Origin of the sequence: Vreelandella jeotgali Hwa, assembly GCF_000334215.1 — a bacterium.
GTDB classification, from domain to species: domain Bacteria; phylum Pseudomonadota; class Gammaproteobacteria; order Pseudomonadales; family Halomonadaceae; genus Vreelandella; species Vreelandella jeotgali.
Genome location: NZ_AMQY01000018.1, coordinates 84,318 through 97,266 on the forward strand (window position 1 = coordinate 84,318; position 12,949 = coordinate 97,266).

The 12,949-nt window shown below is 63.0% G+C and carries 17 protein-coding genes; 9 read left to right on the forward strand and 8 right to left on the reverse strand.

Annotated elements, in window-relative coordinates:
* Positions 1–26: 26 nt before the first annotated feature.
* The 8 genes from hisG to C793_RS0109175 form a co-directional block, all read right to left on the reverse strand.
* Positions 27–683, reverse strand: coding sequence for an ATP phosphoribosyltransferase (hisG, locus tag C793_RS0109140; RefSeq protein ID WP_017430639.1), 657 nt, complete (start codon positions 681–683; stop codon positions 27–29).
* Between the two features lie 58 nt (positions 684–741).
* The gene (gene murA, locus C793_RS0109145) at positions 742–2,004 is read right to left on the reverse strand and encodes a UDP-N-acetylglucosamine 1-carboxyvinyltransferase (RefSeq protein ID WP_017430640.1); all 1,263 of its coding nucleotides are present in this window, start codon (positions 2,002–2,004) and stop codon (positions 742–744) included.
* Positions 2,005–2,014: 10 nt separating this feature from the next.
* On the reverse strand, positions 2,015–2,266 hold the full coding sequence (locus C793_RS0109150) for a BolA family protein (protein WP_017430641.1): 252 nt from the start codon (positions 2,264–2,266) through the stop codon (positions 2,015–2,017).
* Positions 2,267–2,366: 100 nt separating this feature from the next.
* Positions 2,367–2,702 carry an STAS domain-containing protein gene (locus C793_RS0109155; RefSeq protein ID WP_017430642.1) on the reverse strand — a complete coding sequence of 112 codons (336 nt, stop codon included), beginning with the start codon at positions 2,700–2,702 and terminating at the stop codon, positions 2,367–2,369.
* Positions 2,699–3,361 carry an MlaC/ttg2D family ABC transporter substrate-binding protein gene (locus C793_RS0109160; RefSeq protein ID WP_017430643.1) on the reverse strand — a complete coding sequence of 221 codons (663 nt, stop codon included), beginning with the start codon at positions 3,359–3,361 and terminating at the stop codon, positions 2,699–2,701. The genes C793_RS0109155 and C793_RS0109160 overlap by 4 nt, the downstream gene beginning before the upstream one ends.
* A gap of 39 nt (positions 3,362–3,400) precedes the next feature.
* Positions 3,401–3,865 carry an outer membrane lipid asymmetry maintenance protein MlaD gene (gene mlaD / locus C793_RS0109165; protein WP_017430644.1) on the reverse strand — a complete coding sequence of 155 codons (465 nt, stop codon included), beginning with the start codon at positions 3,863–3,865 and terminating at the stop codon, positions 3,401–3,403.
* Positions 3,866–3,881: 16 nt separating this feature from the next.
* A complete protein-coding gene (mlaE, locus tag C793_RS0109170; RefSeq protein ID WP_017430645.1) occupies positions 3,882–4,685 on the reverse strand; it encodes a lipid asymmetry maintenance ABC transporter permease subunit MlaE in 804 nt (267 codons plus the stop codon).
* Between the two features lies 1 nt (position 4,686).
* Positions 4,687–5,547: an ABC transporter ATP-binding protein gene (locus tag C793_RS0109175; RefSeq protein ID WP_017430646.1), complete on the reverse strand. Its 861-nt coding sequence runs from the start codon at positions 5,545–5,547 to the stop codon at positions 4,687–4,689.
* 359 nt (positions 5,548–5,906) lie between these two features.
* Between C793_RS0109175 and C793_RS0109180 the strand changes: the two genes are divergently transcribed.
* The 9 genes from C793_RS0109180 to rapZ all read left to right on the forward strand — a co-directional run bounded on the left by C793_RS0109180 (position 5,907) and on the right by rapZ (position 12,929).
* Entirely contained in the window at positions 5,907–6,893 is a 987-nt protein-coding gene (locus C793_RS0109180; protein WP_017430647.1) for a KpsF/GutQ family sugar-phosphate isomerase, read from the forward strand.
* A 39-nt stretch (positions 6,894–6,932) separates the two neighbouring features.
* On the forward strand, positions 6,933–7,481 hold the full coding sequence (locus C793_RS0109185; protein ID WP_017430648.1) for a KdsC family phosphatase: 549 nt from the start codon (positions 6,933–6,935) through the stop codon (positions 7,479–7,481).
* Positions 7,478–8,095 carry an LPS export ABC transporter periplasmic protein LptC gene (gene lptC / locus C793_RS0109190; protein WP_017430649.1) on the forward strand — a complete coding sequence of 206 codons (618 nt, stop codon included), beginning with the start codon at positions 7,478–7,480 and terminating at the stop codon, positions 8,093–8,095. The genes C793_RS0109185 and lptC overlap by 4 nt, the downstream gene beginning before the upstream one ends.
* A complete protein-coding gene (lptA, locus tag C793_RS0109195; RefSeq protein ID WP_017430650.1) occupies positions 8,092–8,598 on the forward strand; it encodes a lipopolysaccharide transport periplasmic protein LptA in 507 nt (168 codons plus the stop codon). Before lptC ends, lptA begins: the two co-directional genes overlap by 4 nt.
* Before the next feature lie 121 nt (positions 8,599–8,719).
* Positions 8,720–9,490, forward strand: coding sequence for an LPS export ABC transporter ATP-binding protein (gene lptB, locus C793_RS0109200; protein WP_017430651.1), 771 nt, complete (start codon positions 8,720–8,722; stop codon positions 9,488–9,490).
* 180 nt (positions 9,491–9,670) lie between these two features.
* Positions 9,671–11,086, forward strand: a complete 1,416-nt coding sequence (locus C793_RS0109205; protein WP_017430652.1) for an RNA polymerase factor sigma-54 — start codon at positions 9,671–9,673, stop codon at positions 11,084–11,086.
* A 99-nt stretch (positions 11,087–11,185) separates the two neighbouring features.
* Positions 11,186–11,494 (forward strand): ribosome hibernation-promoting factor, HPF/YfiA family, encoded by a 309-nt coding sequence (gene hpf, locus C793_RS0109210; RefSeq protein ID WP_017430653.1) that lies wholly within the window; start codon positions 11,186–11,188, stop codon positions 11,492–11,494.
* A gap of 5 nt (positions 11,495–11,499) precedes the next feature.
* Positions 11,500–11,970 carry a PTS sugar transporter subunit IIA gene (locus C793_RS0109215; RefSeq protein ID WP_017430654.1) on the forward strand — a complete coding sequence of 157 codons (471 nt, stop codon included), beginning with the start codon at positions 11,500–11,502 and terminating at the stop codon, positions 11,968–11,970.
* Positions 11,971–12,011: 41 nt separating this feature from the next.
* Entirely contained in the window at positions 12,012–12,929 is a 918-nt protein-coding gene (gene rapZ / locus C793_RS13725) for an RNase adapter RapZ (protein ID WP_017430655.1), read from the forward strand.
* Positions 12,930–12,949 lie beyond the last annotated feature (20 nt).

Below are 12,949 nucleotides of genomic sequence, written 5' to 3' on the forward strand. Positions count from 1 at the left end.
TACGGATAAGGAAACTCGGACGGGCCTCAGGCGCGCGCCTCATCGGCCGTGCGCTGCCGCACGGCGGTCTCGAGACGCTCGAGCAGCGGCTTGATCTGCGCATGTTTCATGGTCATCGAGGCCTTGTTGACCACCAGGCGAGTACTGATATGGGCAATCAGTTCGCGCGGCTCCATGCCATTGGCGCGCAGGGTATTACCCGTATCCACAATGTCGATGATTTCATCGGCCAGGTTCATGATGGGAGCCAGCTCCATGGCACCGTAAAGCTTGATGACCTCGGCCTGAATGCCCTGCTCGGCGTAATAGCGACGCGCGATATTGACAAACTTTGTCGCTACCCGGCGGTGCGCCCGGCCCGGCGATTCGTCCCGGGCGCCGGCCGTCATCAGCCGGCAACGGGCGATTTGCAGGTCCAGCGGCTCGTACAGACTCTCGGTACCGTGCTCAAGCAGCACATCCTTGCCCGCAATCCCCATGTCGGCCGCCCCCAGCTGCACGTAGGTAGGCACATCGGTAGCGCGGATGACCACCAGCTTGACGTGCGCCAGGTTGGTATCAAACAGCAGCTTGCGGCTCTTGCTCAGGTCTTCCGCCGGGGTAATACCCGCATCGGCCAGAAGCGGCAGGGTTTCATCGAGTATGCGCCCCTTGGAGAGCGCCAGAATCAGTTGCTTGCTCATGGTTGTCGCCCGTTGTTATCGCGTGATTGCCTGCCAGGCCGGCCGCCTGCGACAGGCTTCAGTCCGGCACCCGGCGGATACGCGCGCCCAGCTGCTGGAGCTTTTCCTCGATACACTCATAGCCGCGATCAATATGGTAGATACGGTCGACCCGGGATTCGCCTTCGGCCATCATGGCCGCAATCACCAGCGATGCCGACGCACGCAGATCGGTCGCCATCACCGGCGCACCGGACAGGGACTTGACGCCGGTAATCAGCGCCGTATTGCCTTCCAAAGCAATATCGGCCCCCATGCGGTTGAGCTCCTGAACATGCATAAAGCGGTTTTCGAAGATGGTTTCCACCACTCGCGAACTGCCTTCGGCCACGGCGTTCATGGCGACAAACTGCGCCTGCATGTCGGTGGGAAACGCCGGATAGGGAGCGGTGCGGATATTCACGGCCCTGGGGCGCTTGCCGTGCATGTCCAGGCGGATCCAGTCGTCGCGGGCGGTAATCTCGGCGCCGGCTTCTTCCAGCTTGGCCAATACCGCCTCCAGGAGGTCTGCCCGGGTGCGGGTAACCTTGACCCGCCCGCCGGTCATGGCGGCAGCGACCAGGAAGGTACCGGTCTCGATGCGGTCGGCCATGACGTCGTGGCTGCACCCCTGCAAGCGCTCGACACCTTCCACCACCAGGGTATCGGTGCCCTGGCCGCGGATTTTCGCCCCCATTTTGTTCAGGCACTCAGCCAGGTCGACCACCTCGGGCTCTCGGGCGGCATTTTCAAGCACCGTGGTACCCTCGGCCAGGGTGGCGGCCATCAGCAGGTTTTCGGTGCCGGTGACGGTAACGGTATCCATGAAAATGGTGGCGCCTTTGAGCCGACCATCAACGCTGGCGCGAATGTAGCCCCCTTCCACGCGGATATCGGCGCCCATGGCTTCCAGCCCGCGCAGATGCAGGTCCACCGGGCGCGAGCCGATGGCACAGCCGCCGGGCAGCGAGACATCGGCATGGCCAAAGTGGGCCAGCAGCGGCCCGAGCACCAGAATCGAGGCGCGCATCTTTTTCACCAGCTCATAGGGCGCGTGGCAATCGCGCACCTGGGCGCCATCCAGCTGAATGCTCAGCTTATCGCCCATGACCGGCTCGACGCCCATGCGCCCCAGAAGCTCAAGCGTTGTCGTGATATCCTGCAAGTGCGGCAGGTTGCCGATCACCACCGGACCATCGGCAAGCAGGCTGGCGCAAAGAATGGGCAGCGCAGCGTTTTTTGCGCCGCTGGCCCAGACTTCACCGTCGACCGGCCCACTGCCGGTAATGATCAGTTTATCCATGCGCCCGGTATTATCCCGCGTTTTCCGGCGCGCTTTCCCACTGCGCCGGCGTGTAGGTCTTGATGCTGATGGCGTGCAGCGCGCCGGACGCAATTTCTTCCTGAAGCGCGCCGTACACCAGCTGCTGCCGCTTCACCGGCGTCAGGCTCTCGAACGCGCTTCCCACGGCGATCACCTGAAAATTGCAGCCTTCGCCCTGGATATAAAACGTGCAGTCGTCCAGGCGCGACTCGAGTAGGGCTTTCACCTCACTGGGTTGCATGGGGGATGAACTCCTTCAAAACGGTCGAGGGTAAACGATCAGCGGCCATGATAAAGAAAACCCGGCAGTTTGGCGATTAGCGTACTGGCCCGACATACGTTCAGGGCCGGCGAGGCGACGACTCTTCCAGCAGCGCATCGACCTCGGCCAGGCTCGCCAGGCGGTGCAGCGGTTCGGAAAGCCGGATGCCTTCAACCGTCACCCCGGTCTGCCCGCAGGTCCGCAGCCATTGAAGCAATACGCTGATCGCCGCACTGCTGGCGGACTCAACGCCGCTGAAGTCGAGCATCAGCGCGACGGCTGCATCACGCTCCAGCCACTGAATACCGGCATCGGCCAGCCCGGCGGCAACGCCGGTTCCCAGGTTGCCGCTGACGTCGAGCGTATTCTCCGAAGCGGTAAGCGTAACGCCCTGCCGGGAAAACAGCGGGGTCACTCGCTACCCCCTTCTTCCAGCTCGTCGGCCCCCACATCCGGCGACCACTGGCGAATGACGGCATCGTAGTCGCGGTTGTTTTCACGCATGGCCTGATCAAACTGATTGCGGAATGTCAGCCCCAGGTTGATGCCGTTGACAATCACGTTGACCACTTTCCACTGGTCGTCGTCGAGGCGCAGGCTATAGCTGACCGGGTAGACATCGCCGCCCTGGGCAACGACTTCCATCTTGACGCTGGCACGATCATCGTCACGCTGCGCCGTCTGCTCGCCCGCCATGCGCAGCTCATCGTAATCCAGGGTTGTGAGACCCTTGGTATAGGTATCGATCAGCGTCTGGCGAAATTCCTCGACAAAGCGCCGACGCTGCTTTGGCGTGGCGTTACGGAAATACCGCCCCATCACGCTGGCGCCGATATAGCGAAAATCGGCCACGTCCTCGAGGCTTTCATCAACCAGCTTTTTCAGCTCGTCGACGTTGTTGGCGTAATAGTCTTCGCGCTTTTCGAGATCGGCCATGAATCCGGTCACGCTATCTTCTATCAGCGCCTCGGGAGACTGCTGCTGGGCATAAAGCGGCGTTCCCAGCGCCAGACAGCCGGCCATCATGCCGCCCGCCAGCCAGACTTTCAGCGTTGCCCCGTACTTCGCTTTCATCACGCCTCCTCGTTGCCTTCAATAGGCCCTGTGAGTGGGTTAATCCTTGACCATGCTCGATACGAACTGCTGGATCAGCTCTTCCAGAACCAGCGCCGACTGGGTATCGCGTATGCTGTCACCGTCTTCCAGCGCCTCCGGGTCGCCGCCCACCGTCAAACCGATGTACTGTTCCCCCAGCAGCCCGGCGGTCAGAATGGCGGCGGTGCTGTCCCGGGACAGCTCGCCTTCAAGGCTGCTGTCCAGACGCATGCTGACCCGGGCATCAAACCATTCCTGATCCAGCTCAATGGACTCTACCCGGCCTACCGTCACCCCGGCCATGGTGACTCGGGCACGCGGTTTCAGGCTGCCGATATCGGAGAAGCTGGCTTCCAGATGAAAGGTCTGCGACGACGCGGACGGCGTCAATCCGCTGACTCGAAGGCCCAGGAAAACAAGCCCCAGAATGCCGGCAAGAATGAAGATTCCTACCCCGAACTCTACGGTTTTACTGCGTTGCATTCACCTGCTCCCGCGTTTAAAGACCGCCGAACATCATGGCGGTCAGCACAAAATCAAGCCCCAGTACCGCGAGCGACGAATACACCACGGTGCGCGTCGTGGCCCGGGAAATTCCTTCCGACGTGGGAATCAGGTCGTAGCCCTGAAACACGGCAATCCAGGTGACCACCAGGGCAAACACCAGGCTTTTGATCATGCCGTTACCCACATCGGCAAAAAACGCGACGCTGGACTGCATGTTGCTCCAGAAGGAGCCTTCGGATACGCCCAGCCACTGTACGCCCACCAGATAGCCGCCCCAGATGCCCACCACGCTAAAGCCGATGGTCAGCAGCGGCAGCGAGACAAACCCCGCCCACAGGCGCGGCGCCACGACCCGGCGGAGCGGATCCACGCCGATCATTTCCATGCTGGTCAGCTGCTCGGTTGCCTTCATCAGGCCGATTTCAGCGGTCAACGCCGACCCCGCGCGCCCGGCAAACAGCAAAGCGGCCACCACCGGCGCCAGCTCACGCAGCAGGGACAGCGACACCATCTGCCCCAGCGCCTGTTCGGCGCCGAAGTCGATCAGAATGGTATATCCCTGAAGCGCCAGCACCATGCCGATAAACAGCCCCGACACCAGCACAATGGCGAGCGACAGCACGCCGACAAAGTGCATTTGCCGCAGCCATAATCGCACCCCTTCGCCCCCGGGTACCCCGACGACCGAGCGCGCCATGAACACACTGGCTCGCCCCAGCGCTTCGATAACGCGACATCCCCGATACCCCAGACCGGCCACCGAATCGATCAGCTGCCTCCAGAATCCTGACGCCATCCTAATCTGCTCCCGTGGTTGAATCGGTGGCCGCCATCGCCGCTGCGTCCGTGCCGAGTGCGTCCGTGCCAAGAATGTCACGGTAAAGCGGCGGCGCCGGATAGTGAAACGGCACCGGTCCGTCGGGCTCACCGTGCATAAACTGACTGACTCGCGCATCCTCGTGGGTATCCAGGGTGGCCGGCGTTCCGTGGGCCACGATCCCGCCGTCGGCGATCAGGTAGAGGTAATCGGCGATGCTGATGGTTTCCTTGATGTCGTGAGACACCACCACCGACGTCAGCGACAGCGCCTCGCTCAGACGCTTGATGAGCTGCACCAGTACGCCCATGGCGATAGGGTCCTGCCCCACAAAGGGCTCATCGTAGAGTATCAGCTCGGGGTCCAGCGCCACCGCTCGGGCCAGCGCCACCCGGCGCGCCATGCCGCCGGACAGCTCCGCTGGCGTGAGATCCCGCGCGCCACGCAGCCCCACCGCCTGCAGCTTGAGGAGTACGATATCGCGGATCATGGCATCGGGCAGATCGGTGTGTACCCGCAGCGGGAAGGCGACATTTTCAAAGACATCCAGATCGGAAAACAGCGCGCCGCTCTGAAACAGCATGCCCATGCGACTGCGCAGGGCAAACAGCGCCTTGCGCGGCAGCCTGTGGACATCCTGACCGTCGATGAGCACGCGCCCGCTGTCCGGCGTCAGCTGGCCGCCAAGCAGCTTTAAAAGCGTGGTCTTGCCCGAGCCGCTGGGCCCCATGATGGCGGTAATCTTCCCGCGGGGAATGGACAGATTCACCCCGCTGAAAATGGCGCGCCCGCCACGGGAAAAATACAGGTCTTCCACTTCAATAAAGGCCGGGTCGGTCATGGCACACTCATGTGATTTGAGACTGTCGTGCTGATATTGCTTGAAAGACGGAAAAACCGCAGCACTCGCCAAGCGCAATGTATAGGCAAAGTACGGCGTCCAGCACGGTTATCGAACAGCGTACTATAACGCAGAGGGTAAACCAACGGCTACACCAGGGCTGCACAAGCTGCCAAACAGCTGCCGGCTATTGTCGAGAGCGCAACTCCACAGGAAAGTCCCTGGCCGCCCGGACGACAATGTTACACTGGCGCGCAGTGGGATTGCAGAGTACCTGCAACCTCACCGGAATCAACTTTGCCAGAGTCAGCTTTGCCAGAGTCAACTTCGCCAGAGTCAACGCCACCAGAGTCAATGCCATGTCCGATTTATCCGATGCCTCTCATACCCTGCGCGATAGTGCCTTGCGCACCCTGACCGTTGAGCAGGCCGCCATTGACGGCCTCAAGTCGCGGTTAAACGATGATTTTGACCGTGCCTGTGAGCTTATTCTCGCCTGCAAGGGGCGCGTGGTGGTCACCGGCATGGGCAAGTCCGGCCACATTGGCGGCAAACTCGCGGCCACGCTGGCCAGCACCGGAACGCCGGCCTTTTTCGTCCACCCGGGCGAGGCCAGCCACGGAGATCTGGGCATGATTACCCGCACAGACGTGGTGCTGGCGCTGTCCAACTCGGGCGAAACCGGCGAAGTGACCGCCCTGCTGCCGCTGCTCAAGCGCCTTGACGTGCCGCTGGTGAGCATGACCGGACGCCCCGGCTCCACCCTCGCGCGCCACGCCGATGCCCACCTGGACAGCGGCGTGGAACGCGAAGCCTGCCCGCTGGACCTGGCGCCTACCAGCTCCACCACTGCCGCGCTGGCATTGGGCGATGCGCTGGCCGTGGCGCTGCTGGAAGCGCGCGGCTTTACCACCGAACAGTTTGCCCTCTCGCACCCCGGCGGCAGCCTGGGCAAGCGCCTGCTGCTGCGCGTTCAGGACATCATGCACAGCGGCGAACGCCTGCCCCGGGTCGCGCTGGGCAGCCCGCTACGCGACGCCCTGGTGGAAATCACCCGCCAGGGGCTGGGCTTCACCTGCGTGATCAATACCGATGGTACACTCGCCGGCGTCTATACCGACGGCGACCTGCGCCGCACGCTGGACGAGCACCGGGATGTGCTGCGCCTGACCGTTGACGAAGTCATGACGACCCCCGGGCGTCGCATCACCCCCGACGTGCTCGCCGCCGAAGCCGTGCGTATCATGGAAGACAACAAAATCACCGCGCTGGCCGTGGTGGACGAAGACCAGCACCCCATCGGTGCGCTTCACATGCACGACCTGCTGGCCAGCGGTGTCATTTAACGGTCGGCACTTCTACGGTTTCCTTTTAACGGAGTCAGCATGCTGCAACCCCCGATTCCCCACGCCGGACTGGCACACATCCGGCTGCTTGCTCTCGACGTTGATGGCGTACTCAGCGACGGTCGGCTGTACTTCAACGCCGACGGCATGGAAACCAAGGCGTTTCATACCCAGGACGGCCAGGGCCTCAAACTTCTGAAGCACGCCGGGATTCAGGTAGCGCTGATTACCGGACGCGACTCGCCCATGGTGACCCACCGGGCACAGGCGCTGGGCATCGCGCATGTGTACCAGGGCTGCCCCGACAAGCTCGACACCCTCACCCGGCTGTGCCACGAGCTTGATATCTCTCTGGACCAGGTCGCCTATTGCGGCGATGACCTGCCCGACCTTGCCGCCATTCAACAGGCGGGTGTGGGGATCAGCGTGCCCAACGCCCCGGACTATATGCACCATTACGCCGACTGGGTCACGCCCCGCGAGGGCGGCCACGGAGCGGTGCGCGACATCTGCGACGCGCTGATCAGCGCTCGGGGGCTCTGGGATCGCATTCTGCCTGCCGACAACCCGACAGGGTCCCGAGCATGAGCACCGGGCTGAAAACACGACTGCCCCGCCTGGCTCCGCCGGGCAAACGCATTTGGCTGGCGCTGGCCATCGTTCTGCTCGGCCTACTGCTGGCATGGCTGGACCTGTACGATACCCGCGACGCCCCGGGCGACCCCTCGGCGCGAGCCGTTGAACCCGGCCATATCATCGAAAACGCCACCCTTGAGCTTTACGATGACAGCGGCCAGCTAACCCGGCGCATCACATCACCGGACGTTCGGCATACGCCGCAGCAAAACACGACCCGGCTGGATTCGCCCCACGCCACGCTGATCGATAATCAGCAGCGTCAGTGGCACGCCACGGCCAACACGGGGACGCTCGACAGCCAACAGCAGCGCTTGACCCTGGATGGCGAAGCCCGCCTGATAGCACCCGAGGAAGGCTGGCAGCTCGATACGCAGACGCTGTATTACGATAGCCGGCAGGCGCACGCCTGGAGCTCAACACCGGTGGTCCTGCAGCAGCCGCCACAGCGCATGTTCGCCCGGCATATGGATGTCTGGCTGAACACCCAGACACTACGCCTCACGGATAACGTCCGCGGCTACCATCCGCCCCCGGCAGCCACCAACACCGAGGAAACCCCATGACCCTACGCCTGCCCTGTCTTGTTACCGCGGCCCTGCTGGGCCTTGGCATGCTCGGTCCCGGCACCGCCTTGGCGGCGCCGGACGATACGGTGGAAGTCGAGGCCGACCGGCTGGACCTGGACCAGCGCGCCGGCACCGCGGTGTATCGCGGCAACGTCCATATCCGCCAGGGAAAGATGCGCCTGCGCGGTGCGCGGGTCGAAATCCAGCGCAATGATGCCGGCGAGCTGTCCCGCGCCACCGCGTACGGGCAGCGCGCCTGGCTGCGCCACCAACCCGACGGCCAGCCGCAGCCGATCGAGGGCGAGGCGCGCCGGATCATCTATCACGTCGCCGAGCGTCGCGTGGAACTGATCGACCAGGCCGAACTCAACCAGGGCGGCGATCACTTCACCGGCGGCCGGCTGGAATATCTGATCGACAGAGAGGTCGTTCAGGCGCGCTCCGACGTGGAAGGCAGCGACAAACAGCGCATTCACATGACGCTGGAACCTGAAGAATAACCACGCGGGAGCCTGAAAAACCCAACCCGCACCGCGCAAAAACCGCCGGATACGCCGGATCAGGGCAGCGTCAGGACCAACCACCTGATCCCCCACGGACCCGATAAACAGAGGCCTTACGGTGTCTTTTGACGATATCACCGCCGCCGGAGAGCCGGAAGCCCCGGCCAGCACCTTGCACGCCCGCCATCTGGCCAAAAGCTACAAACGCCGCCAGGTCGTCAAGGACATCAACCTGGATATTGACCAGGGCCGCATTGTCGGGCTGCTGGGCCCCAACGGCGCCGGCAAGACCACGTCGTTTTACATGATTGTGGGGCTGGTCAAGGCCGATGGCGGCCACATCAGCATCGATGACCAGGACCTGTCCCGGGCACCCATGCACGAGCGCGCCCGTGCGGGTATCGGCTACCTCCCCCAGGAGGCTTCGATTTTTCGCAAGCTGTCGGTCGCCGACAACATCATGGCCATCCTGGAAACTCGCGGGGACCTGAAGCGTCATCAGCGTCAGGCGCGCCTCGAATCGCTGCTCAACGATTTTCATATCACCCACATCCGCGACAACCCGGGCATGAGCCTGTCCGGCGGCGAACGCCGGCGGGTGGAAATCGCCCGGTCGCTGGCGACCGAGCCTGCCTTCATCCTGCTGGATGAGCCCTTCGCCGGCGTGGACCCCATTTCCGTGGGCGAAATCAAGACCATTATTCGGGCGCTGCGAGAACGCCATATCGGTGTCCTGATTACCGACCACAACGTGCGCGAAACCCTGGATATCTGCGATACCGCCTATATCGTGGGTGACGGCCGCATCATTGCCAACGGCGCCCCCGAGAGCATTCTCGACAACCAGCAGGTGCGCGATGTTTACCTGGGCAGCGACTTTCGCCTGTGAGTCCGCCTGTGAGTCCGCCTGTGAGTCCGCCTGTGAATCCACCTGTAAACCCGCCTGCGGACCGGCATCTTTAAACCGACACCTGGGCACCACCGCTCAAAAGCCCGGCAGCCCCCTGCTTGCACCATTCGGGGGCGGGTTTTAGGGTGATTTTTCAACCTTCGATGAGTGATTCCGCCGATGGCCATGAAAGCGTCTCTTCAGCTACGCGTTGGCACTCAGCTCACCATGACGCCGCAGCTCAAGCAGGCCATTGCGCTGCTGCAGCTGTCGACGCTCGACCTGCGTCAGGAAATTCAGCAGGAACTGGACGCCAACCCCCTGCTGGAACAGGAAGACGAGTTCAGCGAAGAGGCCGCGCCACGCACGCCGGAAGACCGCTGGGCCGAGCATATTCCCCGCGAGCTCACCGTGGACAGCGACTGGTCGGATACCTACCCGGACACGCCGCAAACCGCCGGCAGCGAAGCGCCGGATCTTGACCGTCAGACAGCCGGCCAGAGCCTGCACGGCCACCTGCTCTGGCAGCTGGCCATGCTGGATCTTACCGCTGACGAGCATGCCATCGCCGAAACCCTGATCGACGCGGTCGATGCCAACGGCTATCTGCCGCAAACGCTCGACGACATCAGCGAAGGCTTGACCCCACCGGCAACCGGCGAAGTCAGCCCCGACGCCCGCGAGATGGAAGCGGTACTACGGCGGCTGCAGCAGTTCGAGCCCACCGGGGTATTCGCCCGCGATCTGGGCGAATGTCTGACTCTGCAGCTGGATGCCCTGCCGGAGACGACGCCGCAGCTCATGCCGGCTCGCCGGCTGGTGCGGCAGTTTCTCACCGCGCTGGGTCGCGATGACAGCCGCCTGCTCAAGCGCCGCCTGGGGCTCGACGATGCCGGACTCGAAAACGTGAAAAGGCTGATTCGCAGCCTGGACCCGCGCCCCGGCAACGTTTTTGACAACATCACCGGCAGCCACGTAATTCCCGATCTCATCACCTGGCGCAGCGACAGCGGCTGGCAGCTCGACCTGAATCCCGATGCCATCCCCCGACTGCGGATCCAGCCCGACTACGCTGGCCTGGTCAAACGCGCCGATAACAGCGACGACAACCGTTTTCTCAAGGACCATCTCCAGCAGGCCCGCTGGCTGATCAAGAGCCTGTCAACGCGCAATGACACCCTGCTGCGAGTCGGTCGCGAGATTGTCGCCCGCCAGCTGGATTTCCTCGACCACGGGGAAGAAGCCATGCAGCCCCTGGTGCTTGCCGATATTGCCGCCGCCGTGGAGATGCACGAGTCGACGATTTCCCGGGTCACCACGCAAAAATACCTGCATACGCCACGCGGGGTCTTCGAGCTAAAGTACTTCTTCTCGCGCCAGCTGGGCAGCACCGACGCGACCTCGCAATCCAGCACCGCCATCCGCGCGCGGATCAAGAAGCTGGTAAAACAGGAATCTCCCGACAAGCCGATTTCCGACAGCCGCCTGACCACGCTGCTCGGCGCCGAGGGGGTTCACGTCGCCCGCCGTACCGTGGCCAAATACCGCGAAGCGCTGGGTATTCCGGCCACCAGCGAACGCCGCCGCCGCCGCTAGCCAACGAAACTCGCTCCGGGGGCTTTGTTTGCCGGCCAAAAGGGTTACAATCAAATTGCATCAAGTCGGATAACATCGAGTCGGATAAGGAGAATGTCCATGCAAGTCAACATCACCGGCAAGAACCTGGAACTGACTGAAGCCTTGCGTGACTATGTCAATGAAAAGCTCGCCCGCGTCGAGCGCCACTACGACAATATTACCACCGTGCAAGTCACCTTATCCGTGGAGAAGGAACGCCAGCACGCCGCCTGCACCATGCACGCCGCAGGCGCCGAACTGCACGCTGAAGCGACCAGTGACGATATGTATGCCGCGATTGACGCCCTGGCGGACAAGCTCGACCGTCAGCTGGTCAAACACAAGGAAAAAGCCCAGGCGCGCGCCCAGGGCGCCGGCGCACGTTAAGCCCGATGACGCTGGAAGCCATCCTCCCCCCGGAGCGGGTACTCTACGACGTTCCCGGGGGCAGTAAAAAAAGGGTGCTGGAATTCTTCAGCACCTTCATCGCCCAGAATATTCCCAGCCTGGATAGCCAGGAAGTTTTCAGCCGCCTGATCAGCCGTGAAAAGCTCGGCAGTACGGGCATCGGTAACGGCGTGGCGATTCCCCACGCTCGCAGCCCGCATTGCCAGGCGCCCATCGCCGGCTTTCTCAAACTGGCCGAAGCCGTTGACTTCGATGCCATCGACGGCGATCCGGTGGATCTGGTGTTTGTGCTGCTGGTCCCCGAACAGGCCGATGACAACCATCTGGCACTGCTGGGTCAGGTCGCGCTGATCATGAACGACGGCGAGACCCGCACGCAGCTGCGCCGGGCACAAAGCCAGCGCGAGCTGCTCGAGCTGATTACCGCCAGCATCCGCGAGCAGCCCCGGGCCTGACGTACCCCGAGCGCCGGCGCTGTCCCTCCAGGAGACATGCCATGCAACTGGTCATCATCAGCGGTCGTTCCGGCTCGGGCAAATCCATTGTCCTCCAGGCGCTGGAAGATCTCGGCTATTACGCTATTGACAACCTGCCGGCCATGCTGCTGGGCTCGCTGGTGGAAGAGCTTCACGACCAGACCGGCCGCACCCACCTGGCGGTGAGCATCGATGCGCGCAACCTTCCCGGGGCGCTGGAGCGTCTGCCCGCGCTGCTCGACGACCTCAAGGCTCGCGACATCAATTTTCATGTCGTCTATCTGACCAGCGATGCGCGCATTCTGCTGGAACGCTATTCGGCCACGCGCCGTCGACATCCGCTCACCCGGGATAGCGGTATCACGCTCGAAGAAGCCATCGCCAAGGAAGAAGACACCCTCAGCGATGTGCGCGACCTGGCAGACCTGACCATCGACACCTCGCGGCTATCGGTACACGACCTGCGCAAGCGCATCGCCGACCAGGTGGCCCACCGCCGCCGCGACCAGCTAACGCTCACCGTGGAATCGTTCGGCTACAAGCGCGGCGTTCCCCTGGATGCCGACCTGGTATTCGATGCACGCTGCCTGCCCAACCCCTATTGGGACCCGGCGCTGCGTGCGCTGACCGGGCGCGACGCCGATATCCAGGCGTTTCTGGGCAGCTATCCTATCGTCGATGACATGTGCCACGACATACACGACTGGCTGCGTCGCTGGCTGCCGGCCTATCTCAACAGCCAGCGCAGCTATATCACCATCGCCATCGGCTGTACCGGCGGCCAGCACCGCTCGGTCTATCTGGCCGAGGAGCTGGGCCAGCGACTGCTGGATACCATCCAGGACGTTCAGGTACGCCACCGCGAGCTGTCGGTACAGTATCGCTGCTCGGCCGACGCCGACGATAACGAACGCAACAGCGCCACGAATCCGGCATAGCAACGGCGCGCACCCGACAA